Genomic DNA, 13,985 nt, shown 5'->3' with positions numbered 1-13,985 from the left:
CGGCTCCGATCGAGGCGCGGCGGGCGGGCGCACTCGGGCGCGGGTCGTGGACCCACGGGTGCGTACCGCCGCCGGAAAGGGGGCAGGAGGGGATGGCCCGCCGGGGAATGGCGGGCGGGGCGTCTGCGGGCCCGGCCCGGCGAGCGCCGGGCCGTGACGAGGTCCGGCCGCGGGGGCGGCGGACGCTCAGGCCGCGATCAGCGGCGTCGACACCACGCCGGCGCCGGCGCCACCGGGGCGGGCGTCGCCGAGGTGGGCGCGCCGGACGTGCTCGGCATCTGCCGGGGCCGGGACGACAGGGGGCGCACGGTGGTGGCGTCGCGGTGCATGCTCGTCCTCTCCTGCTCCCGCCGGGGCGGGGGTCGCGTGTTGCCGTGCCGTCGGCGACGGCGGGCCTGGTCCTCACCCGGGGCACCCACCCGCGCTGGGGGTTGCCGTCCGACGAGCCGGGGCTTCGCGTCGGAGCTCATGACCACCCGGGGCGTGCGGCCGCGCCGCCTCGCGGCGCCGCGGTCGTCCGACCCGGTGCGCAGGAACGTAGGTGCCCGGAAGGGGGGTGTCAACGAATTCCCCGGACCGTCTCGCATACCGAACAGTTCCGACCGGCTTTATCGGATACTCGGCCCCGCCCGATCCCGTCTACCGTGGTGCCGTGAGCCAGGACGCAGGGCAGGACGCACCTCAGGACCCCCGGCAGGATCCCGCACCGGACGCGCAGCACCACTCCCCCGACGCGGCCGAGATCCGGGCGCTCGTCGACCGGCTGCGTCGCCTCGTGCTGACGTACAAGTTCGGGATCGACGAGGTCATGACCAAGATCTCGATCCTGCGCGACGAGTTCCGGCACATGCAGAACTACAACCCGGTGGAGCACGTCAGCTCGCGCCTGAAGTCGCTCGAGTCGATCGTCGCCAAGTGCCGCCGCAAGGGCATCCCGCTGACGCCCGAGGGCGTCCGCGAGCACATGTTCGACGTCGCCGGCGTCCGCGTCACCTGCAGCTTCGTCTCCGACATCTACAAGGTGCGGGACATGCTCATGAACCAGGCCGACCTCACGGTCCTGGAGGAGCGCGACTACATCGCCCACCCGAAGCCGAACGGGTACAAGTCGCTGCACCTCATCGTGCAGGTCCCCGTGTACCTGTCCGACCGGGTCGAGGACGTCGTCGTGGAGATCCAGCTGCGCACCATCGCCATGGACTTCTGGGCCAGCCTGGAGCACAAGATCTACTACAAGTACGCGCGCGACGTGCCGCGCCATCTCACGGACTCGCTGAAGCTCGCCGCCGACGTCGCCTCCTCCCTCGACAGCTCCATGGAGCGGATCCACGACGAGGTGAAGGCCATCGCCGGCGCCGAGGAGCCGGCGGAGCACCGCGACGCGCTGCTCACCCCCGAGGAGATGCTGCGCAACTTCTGGAGCGCCGCGGAGGTCGAGGGCGACGCCCTGCGCGCGTCGCGGCAGGACTGACCCGCCGTGGGCCCCACGCAGCACCAGGACCTCGCCGCCGAGGTGGCGCTCGCGCTGCCCGGCACCACCCGCACGTGGCCGTTCGGGCCCGAGCACGACGTCTTCAAGGTGCAGGGCAAGGTGTTCTGCATGACCACCGACGCCACCGGGACGCCCCTGGTCACGCTGAAGTGCGCGCCCGACGACGCCGAGGCACTGCGCCAGGAGCACGCGCACGTCACCGCCGGCTACCACATGAACAAGCGGCACTGGATCTCGGTGGCCGCCGGCCCCGGCATCACGCCGGAGCTCGTCGAGGAGCTGGTCCTGGACGCTTACGCGCTGGTCGTCGCGTCCCTCCCCCGGCGGCTGCGCCCGGTGGACCTCGACGACACCGAGCGCCTGCGCACGGGCGTCCGCGACGTGCTGGACGGCGGCCCCACGGCTCGACCGGGCACCTGAGCGGAGACGCCGCTGCGGTCAGGCGCCCGCCGAGGCGCCGCCCACCGTGCTCGCGCGCACCACGAGCCGCGGCTCGCACGTGACGAGCCGGTGCGGGTGCCGCTCCGGGCCGGTCGCCAGCTCCTCCAGCAGGAGCCGCACCGCCTCCCGGCCGACGGCCTCCCCCGGCTGGCGCACCGTGGACAGCGGGACGGCGGAGTCCCACGCGGCACGGTTGTCGTCGTAGCCGATGATCGCCACGTCGTCGGGCACGCGCAGCGACGACGACAGCAGCAGCGACTGGAGCACGCCCAGGGCCAGGAGGTCGGCCGCGGCGACGACGGCGTCGGGCCGCTCGCGCGGGTCGCGCAGCACGAGGTCGTCCCCCACGCGCCGGCCGTCCTCCACCTGGACGTTGCCCGTCTGCTCGACCTCGAGGAGCACGCCCGGGTGCTCGGCGACGGCGCGCTCGACGCCCAGCAGGCGGTCGCGGACCGGCACGAGCTCGGTCGTGCCGGCGAACAGGAGCCGGCGCCGGCCGTGCTCGATGAGGTGCGACGCGGCGAGGTAGCCGCCGAGCTCGTTGTCCGGCACGACGGAGCAGACGTCCGCGTGGTCGCCGGGGGCGTCGACGACGACGAGCGGCACGCCCGGGGCCGACCGGCGCAGGTCCTGCGTCGACCCGTGGTTCGCCGCCACGAGGATGCCCGCCACCCGGTCCTCCACGAACAGGTCGACGTACGTGCGCTGCTTCTCCTCCGACATGTCGGAGTTCGCCAGCAGCAGGTTCAGGCCCGCTCGGCCCGCCTCCGCCTCGGCGCCCCGCGCGATGTCGAGGAAGTACGAGTTCGCGAGGTCGATGATCACGAAGCCCAGCGTCGAGCTCCGGCCGGCGGCCAGGGAACGCGCGACACCGTTGCGGACGAACCCCAGCTCCCGGATCGCCGCCTCCACCCGGGACCGGGTGGCCGGCGTGACGCGCACCGTGCCGTTGAGGACGTTCGACACCGTGCCCATGGACACGCCGGCCGCGCGCGCGACGTCCGAGATGCTGGGGGACGAACGTCTCACCGGGGTCGTCGCTCCTCGGGCTGGGGATCGGGGACGGGGGGGCACGCGGCGAGCGAGCGCCGCGCGTCGAGGGAAGGCTACGTCACGCGCGCGCCGCGGCCGGGTGAACTCGTCGCGTCGGCGCCCCCGGGCCGGGCGTGGCCGCCCGGGATGTTCCTAGACTCGACGGGACGCGTCCGTCCGAACGTCTCGCCGAACCGGACGCTGACAACGTGCCGGCCGTGCACGGTGGCGGCAGAGAGCCACGGGTCCCAGATGAGCAGCACCGACGAACGCTCGCGCGTGGCGTCGTCGCCCGCCGCGGAGCCCGGCCGTCCCGGGCCGGCGACGCCGGCCACCCCGGTGACGGTGCCTGCGCTCGGCGCCCAGATCATCCCGCGCGCCCGGCTGATGTCGCTCCTCGACGAGCTCGTCGTCCACCGCCCGGTGACGCTCGTCGCCGCACCCGCCGGCTTCGGCAAGACCTCGGTCCTGTCCCAGTGGTGCCGCCACACCGGGGCCACCGTCGGCTGGCTCACGGTCGACGAGTTCGACGGCGACCCGCGGCGCCTCTTCCGGCACGTGGTCGCCGCGCTGCAGGTCGCGGCGCACGGGCGGGACCGGTCCGACGCGGGACCGCTGCTGGAGATCGCCGGCCGCGACCCGATGGGGCGGCGGCCGCAGGGCGCCGGCTGGCCCGATCTTCACGACGAGCTGGTGCGCGCGATCGAGGCGCTCGTCGAGCCGATGGTCCTGGTCGTCGACGACCTCCACCTGATCGCGGGCGCCCGGGCGCGGGAAGTCCTCTCGCGGCTGATCCGGCTCGCCCCCGGCGGGTTCCACCTGGTGCTGTCCAGCCGGTCCGACCCGGGGCTGCCGTTGCACCGCCTGCGGCTGGCCGACGACCTCGGCGAGGTGCGCGAGCGCGAGCTCGCCTTCTCCGCCGAGGAGATCGGCGAGCTCGCGTCCCTCTCCGGGCCCTCGCTCGCGCCCGAGGTCATCGGCTCGCTCAGCGAGCTCACCCGGGGCTGGCCGGCCGCCGTGCGCATGGCGCTGCTGGCGGTCGAGGACGAGGCCGCGCCCGCCTACCGGCTGGCCGGCCTGCAGGAGGTCGACCTCTCGCTCACCGAGTACCTGACGGAGGAGGTGCTCGGGGCGCTGCCGCCCGAGCTGGCACGGTTCATCCTGCGCGCCACCGTCGGCGACCGCATCGACGCCGCCCTCGCGGAGGCGCTGCACGACGGCGCCGGGGGTGCACAGCTGCTCGCGGAGGCGGCGCGCAGGGGCGTCTTCCTGGCGCCGCAGTCGGAGGCGGACGGCGACGTGTCGTACCGCTGGCACCCGGTGTTCGCGTCCCAGTGCCGCGCCATCCTGCGCCGGACGTCGCCCGCCACCGTGCGTGAGCTGCAGCGCGTCGTCGCGAACCACTGGCGCACCCGCGACGCCGTCGAGGCCGTGACCGCCGCCCTCGCGGCCGGCGACCCGGACCTCGCCGCCGACGTGCTCACGGAGCGCTGGCCCGAGCTCCTCGTCCGCGACGACCCCGGCAGCCTCGCCCACCTGTGCGACCGGGTCCCCGTGCCCCGGTCGCAGGACGCCGAGGTCCTCCAGCTGCGCGCCGTGGGGCACCTCCTCGACGACCGGCCCGCCGACGGCACGACGCGACAGGCCCGCGCCGCCGCCGGCCGGCTGCCGCCCCGGCGTCGGCACCGGTTCGAGCTCATCGACCAGCTCGTGTCGGACTTCCTCGCCCCGGGGCGGCCCGGCACCCAGGAGGCCGTCCTCCGGGGGCGGGCGGCGCTCCGGGACCCGACCTACGCGCCGGTCGCCTGCGCGCTCGGCCACCTCCTCGTCGGCGAGGCGGCGGCGCAGCTCGGGCACGACCCCGCGGCCGCGCTCGAGGACCTGACCCGGGGCGCGGACCTCGCCGCCCGGCACCAGCTGCCGGCGATCGGCTTCGCGTGCCGGGCCGCGACGTCCGTCCCCCTCTTCCTGAGCGGGCGGTTCGACGAGGGCGACTCGCTCGCCCGCGACTCGATCGGCCGGGCCCGCAGGTCGGGGCGGCACTGGGCCGGCATCGTCGTCCCCGCGTACCTGACCTGCGGTCTCGCGGACTTCTGGCGGGACGAGCTCGCGTCGGCCCGGCGCAGCCTCGACCAGGTGGTCCGGCTGGCCACGCCGCGGCAGGCGGGCTACCGGCTGCACGCGGCGGTGGTCCTCGCGCTGATCGCGGTCGCGAGCGACGACGCCCCCGCCCTGGAGCGCGCTCGTGCGCTCGCGGCCGGCGCGGCCGGGGCCTCGTCGCCGTACCTCGACGGCCTCGCCCGGCTGGTCGACGCCGTCGCGGCCGAGGCGGGCGGCAGCGACGACCACGCCCTCGCGGAGCTGAACGGCCTGGCCGAGAGCGAGCAGCACCCCGTCGTCCGGCTCTGGGAGGCCGAGCTCTCCCGGCGGGCCGGCGACGTCGCCGGCGCGGCGGCGGCGCTCGCCCGGGTGCCCGCGGACCGGCGCGTGCCGCCCGTCGACGTGGCCGTCACGTTGACCGAGGCCCTGCTGGAGCTCGACCGCGGGAGGGCCGGGGAGGCCCACCGCCGCCTCGAGCTCGCGCTGGCGGCGGCGGGCCCCTCCAGGATCCGTCGTCCCTTCGTCGAGCGCGGGCGGGACCTTCGCGGCCTGCTCGACGCCCATCACGCCTGGGGCACCGAGCACGTCGGGCTGGTGGCCGACCTCGTCGCCCGGATGCAGCCGCGCGAGGACGCCCACCGCAGGCGGTCCTACTGGGAGCTCACGGACCGGGAGCACACCGTCCTGACCTACCTCCGGTCCCCGATGACGACGACCGAGATCGCGCAGGCGCTGTTCGTCTCGTCCAACACCGTCAAGACGCACCTGCGCGCCATCTACCGCAAGCTCGGCGCCGCCGGCCGGCGGGACGCCGTCCGCATCGCCACCGAACGTCACGCCCTCTGAGGACCGTCGTGGCCGGCGGCCACCTGATGGACGTCGCGCACGGTCAGGCCCAGGTCGGCGATCAGCGCGATCATGCCGGTCAGCGCGGACGCGTCGGCGATCGCGCAGGTCAGCACCGTGCCGGCGTCCTGGTGCCGCGCGGTGACGGTGGCATAGTCCGCCAGGCGTGCCGGGTCGACCGGGCCGTCGACGCGGATCTCGTAGATCATGACGTCACCTCGGCCGGCCGTGCGGCCGGCTCCTTCGTCGTCGCGGATCGCCCGGGCTCCGGGCACGAGCCCGCACGTGCGGGTCAGCGCTTGCGGAGCTCCTGGCCGTGCGCCGTCAGGGCGAAGATGATGAGGACGTCCAGCGCGATCATCACGATGCTCCACACGGGATAGGCCGCGACGAACGCGAAGTTGGCGACGGCGCTGAGGATCGCCAGCAGGACGCCGACGACCCGGGCCCAGGTCTGGCCGGCCAGCAGCCCGAACCCGGCGAGGAGGACGACGACCCCGCCGATCAGGTGCACCCACCCCCACGCGCTGTAATCCAGCTGCAGGGTGAGGCCGCTGGCCCCGACGAGGTAGTACTGGTCGTTGAACAGCGCGACCACGCCCTGGATCGCGTGGAACACCCCGAGCATGATCATCAGGGTCCCGGCGAAGACCACCCAGCCCGCCCACCCCGAGGTCTCGGGGGTCTGCGTGAACTGGCCGGGGGCGTACTGGCCGGGCGAGCCGTAGGCGGCTGTCGAGCGAGGATCGGTCATGTCGGCTCCTTGGTCCACGTCTGCCCACGTCCGCCGCGGATGTCCGCGTCCGGGGAGACGTCCGTTCCCAGGATCGGGTCGCCGACCGACGCGCGCCTCCCCCTGCACGGGTGAGCGTGGCGCGGCTAGGCCTGCCCCCGCAGGTCCTCGCCCTCGCGCAGAGCGTCCCGGCCGGGTGTCGCGCGCCTGTGGAGCGCGACCGCCAGGCCGGGGAAGATCATCATCGAGAGCACGCCGGCCCCCACCAGGGCCGCGGCGTTCTCCGGCAGCATGTGACCGGTCCGCAGGCCGACCTCCGCCAGGGCCACGAGCAGCGGGAGCGCGGTCGCCGTCAGGAACGTCATCTGCCATCGCTGGCTGCGGTCCAGGTCCCTGCGGTACAGGAACATCGCGGGCAGCCCGCGTACCACCAGGAGCAGCACGAAGAAGACGACGAGCCGGAGCGGCGCCTCGGCGATCGACGCGAGGTCGAGGTTCATCCCCGACGCCACGAAGAAGACTGGGATGAAGAACCCGTACCCGACCGCGTCGAGCTTGGTCTCCAGGGAGTGGACGTCCCCCGGGGCCCACCGCTTGAGCACCACCCCCGCGAGGAACGCCCCGAGCACGACGTCGAGGCCGAACTCGGACGCCACGACCAGGAGCACGAACAGCAGTGCCACCGTCAGGCGGAGCGTCGTCTGGGACGTCGCGTGCTCCCCCTGCCGGAACGTCGACGAGAACCGGGCCAGGAACGTGAGCCGGGGCAGCACGGTGAACAGCACCGCGACCAGGAACATGGCGAGCAGCGAGGCGAGGCCCAGGAACTTGCCGTTCGCGCTCAGGAAGATGGCGATCCCCACGATCGGCAGGAACTCGCCCACCGCCCCGGCGGGCAGGACGAACGACGCGAACCGCCCGCCGAGCATGTCGTTGTCGCGCAGGATCGGCAGCAGGGCGCCGAAGGCGGTCGTCGTGAGGCCCAGGGCCACCGGCACGAAGGCGTGCACGAAGCCCAGGGCCGCGAGCGCCCCGGTCACCGCGACCGCGATGCAGGCCGTCACGACCCACGCGAGGATCGCGCGCCGTCCGACGTGCCGCGCGAACAGGCCCAGCTCCAGCTCGTAGCCCGCCATGAGGAAGAGGAAGCCCAGGCCCACGTCGGCGAGCAGCGTGACGCTGCCCGGGTCGGCCCAGCCCAGCACCTCGGGCCCGATGAGGACGCCGCCCACGATCAGCACGACGACCTGCGGCACCCGGAGGCGGCCGGACATCGCCACGACGAACGGCGCCAGCGCGGAGACGACCGCCACCACGAGCAGCGTCACCAGTGCCGTCTGCACGTCCACCCCAGGTCCTCCGTCGGTCGCCGTCGGGTCGTCCTCGCCGGATCGTCGCGGGTCGGGCCGCCGCCGCGCGTCACCCCCCGGGGATGAGAGGCCGCGAGGTGCCCTACTCCCGGCCGGGGGCGCGCTCGGCCGCCGGGGGCCTGGACGGCCTCGACGGCCCGCCGACTCCCTGCCGGTCGGCCATCAGCGCGAACCGCCGCTCGTCCCCGTCGCCGAAGCTGAGCCGGACCACCTCGTCCAGGGCCGCGAGGTGCCGTCGCACGGCGGGCCGCCGCGCCGGGAGCACGACGCCGTCGAGGTCGGTCAGCATGGCGCGCAGGCGACGGCACGTCTGCGGGGACCCGCGCCCGTACTGGCGGATCTCGGAGACGCCGAGGTCCAGGTAGTCGTCCCAGCTGCGCGTCGGGGCGGCGAGCCTGAGGTAGCCGTCGGCGTCGACCACGGTTCCGCGCTCGCTCTGCGCCCGCGACCCCACGCCCTCGAGCAGGGCGCCCAGGTGGTTGATCATCTGGGTGGCGGTCGTCGGGTCGTTGACCGCGGGCGAGAGCGCCCGGATCGCGATGTCGACGATGATGCGCACCGCGAAGGCCGGGTCCTGGTCGATCGTCCTCTCGTGCCCGAGGGCGACCATGCCGCGCAGGCGGCGCAGGTCGCGGGGGCTGGGCCCGCCGTGCACGTCCATCATCACGCCGCCGGCGGTGACGAAGTCGCCGACGGTGCACCGCAGGACGCACGTCAGGTCCCGCCGGGTCGCGAGGGCGACGATCCCCTGCGCGTCGAAGGCCTGGATCGCGCCGGCCCGCGTCGAGAGCAGGGGGGTCGCGCGCCCGCGGGCCCGACCGACGACGGCGCCCCGACGGCGGGCCGGCGGCACGACCTCGTCGGCCCCGTCGGCCAGGACCGCGAGGCCCGACCGCGCCACTGCGGCCGCCACGGCGACCGGACGCAGCGCGTGCACGAAGCGGTCCAGGTACAGCAGGAGCAGGACCAGGTCGACGGAGACGGCGACGCCGGCCACGGTGACGCCGAGATGCGGCACCGACCCGGGGCCGACCTCGCGGAGCAGCGCGAAGGAGAAGGCGAAGGTCGCGGCGAACGCCGCGAGGACCAGCTTCTGCAGCCGGTCCCGGTACCAGAGCCGCATGAACCGCGGCGACAGCGTGCCGGTGGCCATCTGCACGACGAGGACGCCGACGGTCACCACCAGGCCGAGCAGCCCGATCATCGCGCCGGAGACGGTCGTGAGCACGCTGCTCGCGGTGGACGCCGAGTACGACCACTCGCGCGGGAGCGCGAGGTGGTCCTCGACGCGCAGGTCGGCGACGGCCAGCGCGCCGCCGACGACGGCCCCGAGCAGCGGCACCGCCCACAGGCTCTGCCGGAAGTGCTGCCGCAGCCGGAAGGCCGCCGCCCAGGACAGCATCCGCCCTCCTCGGTTCGTCAGGAGAACTCCTGGGCCTGCTCGGCGGCGATGATCCGGCCCGCGGCCTCGATGAGGGCCAGGTGGGAGAACGCCTGCGGGAAGTTCCCGAGGTGGCGGCCGGTGTCGACGTCGAACTCCTCGGCGAACAGCCCGAGCGGGGAGGCCACCCGCAGGAGCCGCTCCATGAGGTCCCGCGCGCGCTGCTCCTCGCCGATGATCGACAGCGCGGACACCAGCCAGAACGAGCAGATGAGGAACGTCCCCTCCGCGCCGGACAGGCCGTCGTCGGTCTCCTCGGTCCGGTAGCGCAGGACGAAGCCGTGCTCGGTCAGCTCGTCGGCGACGGCGAGCACGCTCGCGCGAAGGCGCTCGTCGTCGTGCGGCAGGAACCCGAAGATCGCCGCCAGCAGCGTCGAGGCGTCCAGGGCGTCCGTGTCGTAGTGCTGCCGGAGCACCCCCCGCGCGTCCAGCCCGTGGGCCAGGATGTCGTCCTTGATCTCGTCCGCGATCGCCCGCCAGCCGGCCGCCAGCTCGCGGTCGGCGCGCAGCTCGGCCAGCCGCGACGCGCGGTCCAGGGCGACCCACCCCATGAGCTTCGACGACACGTAGTGCTGCGGCTCGCCGCGCGCCTCCCAGATGCCCTGGTCGGGGTCGCGCCACCGGCGGGCGGCGCACTCCGCCTGCGACTGGACGATCGGCCACAGCCGCCGCGGCAGGCGCTCGCTGCGCCGGGTGTGCAGCAGGACGGAGTCCAGGACGGAGCCGAACACGTCGTTCTGGCGCTGGTCGTAGGCCCCGTTGCCGATCCGCACCGGCCGGGCGCCCGCGTAGCCGGTCAGGTCGTCGCGCGTCGACTCCGTGAGCTCGCGGCGACCGTCGATGCCGTACATGATCTGCAGCGCGCCGGACTCGGTCGGCTCGAGGTCGGCGACGAACTGCATGAACTCGTCGGCCTCCCAGTCCAGGTTCAGGAAGTGCAGGGCCTGCAGGGTGAACGTGGTGTCCCGCATCCACGTGTACCGGTAGTCCCAGTTGCGCTCGCCGCCGGGCGTCTCGGGCAAGGACGTCGTCAGCGCCGCCACCGTCGCCCCGGTCGGCATGTAGGTGAGCCCCTTGATGGCGAGCGCCGAACGCTGGAGCGGGTCGCGCCAGCGGTGGTCCGGGATCCGCGCCCGGCCGAGCCACCGGCGCCAGAACCCCGTCGTGGCGTCGAGCAGGCGGCCCGCCTCCCCGACGTCGGACGGGGCGGCCAGCCCTTCGCCCCACGACAGGACGCAGTAGCACTCCTCGCCGGCGGACAGGACGTGCCGGGCGCGGGCGCGGTTGCCCTCGATGCCGAGCGCGAGGTCGGTCTGCAGCCGCACGGTCACTCCCGCGCCGGTCGCGTCGGCGGTGTGCCGGCTGCCTCCGACCAGCGTCCACTCGGCCGGCGTCCGGCCGTAGTCGAAGCCCGGCTCGCACACGAGCTCGAGCTCGACGGCGCCCTCGAGGCAGCGGACGGTGCGCACGAGCAGGTGGTCGGCGTCGTCGTCGGCGGGCGGCCTGGTGTGAGGCGTGACCGTGTCCTCGGTCGCCCGCGGGCCCATCGTCAGCCCGTCGCGGACCTCGACCCAGCTGGACGGCGTCTTCCACGTCGTCGTCAGGACGTTCGACCCGGGCTCGTACGCCCGCGCCGTCGGGTGGTTGATCCCGAAGGGTCCGAGCCTGAAGTACCCGGCCTCCCGGTCGAGGAGCGTGCCGAAGATGCTCGGCGCGTCGAACCGGGGGACGCAGAGCCAGTCGACGGCGCCGTCGGGCGCGACCAGCGCCCCGGTGTGGCAGTCGGACAGGAAGGCGTAGTCCGCGATGGGCGGGAACGGCGACGGCGCCGCCGCGCTCTGGTTCTCGGCGTTCATGCGGCGCGCTCCCCTCGCCGGACGTGTCTCGTGCGAGCGAACCATCCGGCGCGGGCCGCGGTCCTCACCCCGTCCGGGTGATCGGCGCCTCGGGCCCGCCCCCCACCCGCCGACGCAGCACCACGTAGGTGTAGCCCTGGTAGAGCAGCACGACGGGGAAGAAGACCGCCGCCACGATCGTCATGACCGTCAGGGCGTACTCGCTCGAGGCGCTGCCCGACACGGTCAGGCTGTACGCGGCCTCGGTGCTCGAGACGAGCACGTCGGGGAAGAGGCTCGCGAAGAGCGACCCGACGGTGGCGGCGATCGCGGTCGCCGTCGCCACGAAGGCGCGCTTCTCGCCGCCTCGACGCGCCGCCCAGAGGGCCGCGACGATGCCGAGCAGCGCGATCGCCAGGAGCACGTACGACGGCCAGCCCGGCCGGGCGACCCGGACGGTCCAGACCGCGAACCCCGCGACCATGACCAGCGCCACGACGCCCAGCGTCCCGGCCCAGCGGGTGGCGCGCGCCCGGAGGTCGCCGGTCGTGCGGATCGCGAGGTACGTGGCCCCGTGGAACAGGCACAGGGAGACGAGGGTCAGCCCGGTCCAGACGCCGAGTCCCGTGACGATGTCCCGGACCCCGCCGGTGAACGCCCCGTCGGCGTCCACGGGGAGGCCCGCCAGCAGCGCCCCGAGCGCGATCCCCAGCACGAGCGGGGCGACGACGCTGCCGACGCAGAGCCCGGCGCCCCACCCACGACGCCAGGACCTGCCACGGGCCCTGCCGCGCCACTCCACCGCCACACCGCGCGCGATGAGCGCGAGGAGCAGGAGCACGACGCCGAGGTAGAGCGCGGACAGCCACGTGGCGTACCAGGCGGGGAAGGCGGCGAAGATCCCGGCCGCACCCACCACGAGCCACACCTCGTTCCCGTCCCAGAACGGGGCGATCGTCTCGACCGCGGTCCGGCGCTCGGCCTCGGACCGTCCGATCGCCGCATGCAGCGCACCGACGCCGAAGTCGAAGCCCTCGAGCACGAAGAAGCCCGTCCAGAAGACGGCGATGACGACGAACCACACGTCGGCGAGGGTCACGGTTCCTCCTCAGCGAGTCGTCTCGGCGTCGTCACGTCAGTAGCTCAGGACCGAGGTGTCCAGCTCGTCGTCGGCGCCGGACCTCTCGGGCGCGTCGGGATCGCGGCGGGCGAACCGGAGCATGAGGACGACGTCGAGCACGATCAGGAACAGGTAGACGGCGAAGAACGCCGCGAGGCTGACGACGATCTCCGTGGACGAGACGGTCGCCGAGACCCCGTCCGCGGTCTTCATGAGCCCCTGGACGATCCACGGCTGGCGGCCGCTCTCGGTCAGCAGCCAACCGGCGGTGTTCATGACGAGGACCAGGGGCACGGCCCACGTCGCGAGGAGCAGGAACACCCGGGACGTCGGCAGCCTCCTGCGGGCCGCCAGCCACACGCCCCACAGCGCGAGGAGGAAGAACGCCGAGCCGAGATAGGCCATCACCCGCATCGACCAGTACTGCACGCCGACGTCGGGCACGTAGTCCCCCGGGCCGTACCGGGCCTCGTCCTGCGCCTGCAGCTCGTTCAGCCCGGTGACCTCGCCGTCCCACGTGCCCGTCGCGAGCAGCGACAGCAGGTGCGGCACCTCCAGGATCTTGGTGGGCTCCTCCTCGGAGCTCGCGAACCCGCCGATCTGGAACAGCGAGAAGGAGCACGGCTGACAGGTCTCCCACTGGCCCTCGGCCGCGGAGATCTTCATCGGCTGGTAGGTCGCCTCGATCACCCCGAGGTGGCTGCCGACGCCGAGCGCCAGCGCCGACGAGGGCAGCAGCACGACGAGCGACACGATCGCGGAGGTCGTGAACGCCCGGCGCCCGCGTCGCAGCTGCCACGCCGACACCGCGAGCATCACGGCCGCGCCCGTGACGAGCGACGCGAGGATCACGTGGACGTACCCCCACACGAACACCGGGTTGGTGAACAGGTCGCCCATCGAGGAGAGCTCGGGCCGACCCGTCCCGGGGTCCGTCGTGTACCCGACCGGGTGCTGCATCCACGAGTTCGCGGCCATGATGAACGCTGCCGACAGCATCGCCCCCGCGGCCACGAGCCACGCGGACAGCAGATGGACGCGGCGCGGCAGCACCTTCCAGCCGAACACCCACAGGCCGAGGAACGTCGACTCCAGGAAGAACGCGGCCAGGCCCTCCATCGCCAGGGGCGCGCCGAACACGTCACCGACGAACAGCGAGTAGGCGGACCAGTTCATGCCGAACTGGAACTCCTGGACGAGGCCGGTCACGACGCCGACGGCGACGTTGATCAGCAGCAGCGTGCCGAAGAAGCGCGTCAGTCGTTCGTCCCGGCCGTCCTGGGTCCGGTGCCATCGGGTGTGGAGCACGGCCAGGAGGAACGCCAGGCCGATGGTCACCGGGACGAAGAAGAAGTGATAGATGCTCGTCGAGGCGAACTGCAGTCGGGCGAGATCCGTCGCGTCCATGCGATCAGCCCTTCGTCGGATGTCGACCCTGTCCAGGATCCGCTCCGATGCGATTCGACCACGACCGCTCCCGCCGCCGTCTCACCCGTGGCGGGTGACGCGGGCCGGGAGGCCGCCGGATTGACTGGGCATCGCCGAGTGCCACCCCAGCAGGGAGCCAGCGATGAC

The 13,985-nt window shown here is 74.0% G+C and carries 11 protein-coding genes and 1 riboswitch; of the genes, 3 read left to right on the top strand and 8 right to left on the bottom strand.

What is annotated here, in order from left to right; all coding sequences use genetic code 11:
• Positions 1–360: 360 nt before the first annotated feature.
• A riboswitch (SAM riboswitch) is annotated at positions 361–474 on the bottom strand.
• A 178-nt stretch (positions 475–652) separates the two neighbouring features.
• On the top strand, positions 653–1,471 hold the full coding sequence (locus AAG589_RS03145) for a GTP pyrophosphokinase (RefSeq protein ID WP_446719667.1): 819 nt from the start codon (positions 653–655) through the stop codon (positions 1,469–1,471).
• Between the two features lie 6 nt (positions 1,472–1,477).
• Positions 1,478–1,912, top strand: a complete 435-nt coding sequence (locus tag AAG589_RS03140) for an MmcQ/YjbR family DNA-binding protein (protein ID WP_430565778.1) — start codon at positions 1,478–1,480, stop codon at positions 1,910–1,912.
• Between the two features lie 18 nt (positions 1,913–1,930).
• Here AAG589_RS03140 and AAG589_RS03135 read toward each other — a convergent pair whose 3' ends face one another.
• Positions 1,931–2,962 (bottom strand): LacI family DNA-binding transcriptional regulator, encoded by a 1,032-nt coding sequence (locus tag AAG589_RS03135; RefSeq protein WP_430565777.1) that lies wholly within the window; start codon positions 2,960–2,962, stop codon positions 1,931–1,933.
• A gap of 255 nt (positions 2,963–3,217) precedes the next feature.
• Between AAG589_RS03135 and AAG589_RS03130 the strand changes: the two genes are divergently transcribed.
• Positions 3,218–5,911 carry a LuxR C-terminal-related transcriptional regulator gene (locus AAG589_RS03130; protein WP_430565776.1) on the top strand — a complete coding sequence of 898 codons (2,694 nt, stop codon included), beginning with the start codon at positions 3,218–3,220 and terminating at the stop codon, positions 5,909–5,911.
• Here AAG589_RS03130 and AAG589_RS03125 read toward each other — a convergent pair.
• From AAG589_RS03125 to AAG589_RS03095, 7 genes are all read right to left on the bottom strand, one after another.
• Positions 5,899–6,120: a hypothetical protein gene (locus AAG589_RS03125; protein WP_430565775.1), complete on the bottom strand. Its 222-nt coding sequence runs from the start codon at positions 6,118–6,120 to the stop codon at positions 5,899–5,901. The two genes, AAG589_RS03130 and AAG589_RS03125, sit on opposite strands and share 13 nt — an antisense overlap.
• 83 nt (positions 6,121–6,203) lie before the next feature.
• A complete protein-coding gene (locus tag AAG589_RS03120) occupies positions 6,204–6,665 on the bottom strand; it encodes a DUF7144 family membrane protein (protein ID WP_430565774.1) in 462 nt (153 codons plus the stop codon).
• A gap of 125 nt (positions 6,666–6,790) precedes the next feature.
• Positions 6,791–7,993, bottom strand: coding sequence for a cation:proton antiporter (locus AAG589_RS03115; protein WP_430565773.1), 1,203 nt, complete (start codon positions 7,991–7,993; stop codon positions 6,791–6,793).
• 103 nt (positions 7,994–8,096) lie between these two features.
• Positions 8,097–9,416 carry a DUF2254 family protein gene (locus tag AAG589_RS03110; RefSeq protein ID WP_430565772.1) on the bottom strand — a complete coding sequence of 440 codons (1,320 nt, stop codon included), beginning with the start codon at positions 9,414–9,416 and terminating at the stop codon, positions 8,097–8,099.
• 17 nt (positions 9,417–9,433) lie between these two features.
• Entirely contained in the window at positions 9,434–11,311 is a 1,878-nt protein-coding gene (locus tag AAG589_RS03105; protein WP_430565771.1) for a glycoside hydrolase family 15 protein, read from the bottom strand.
• A 64-nt stretch (positions 11,312–11,375) separates the two neighbouring features.
• Positions 11,376–12,389, bottom strand: a complete 1,014-nt coding sequence (cydB, locus tag AAG589_RS03100; RefSeq protein ID WP_430565770.1) for a cytochrome d ubiquinol oxidase subunit II — start codon at positions 12,387–12,389, stop codon at positions 11,376–11,378.
• A gap of 36 nt (positions 12,390–12,425) precedes the next feature.
• Complete coding sequence (locus AAG589_RS03095) at positions 12,426–13,817, bottom strand: cytochrome ubiquinol oxidase subunit I (protein WP_430565769.1); 1,392 nt, start codon at positions 13,815–13,817, stop codon at positions 12,426–12,428.
• Positions 13,818–13,985: the final 168 nt, after the last annotated feature.

This window comes from Isoptericola sp. F-RaC21, from assembly GCF_038593535.1.
Lineage (GTDB): Bacteria > Actinomycetota > Actinomycetes > Actinomycetales > Cellulomonadaceae > Isoptericola.
The sequence above is the reverse complement of the archived record's forward strand: the minus strand, read 5'-3'. Positions and strand labels throughout refer to the sequence as shown.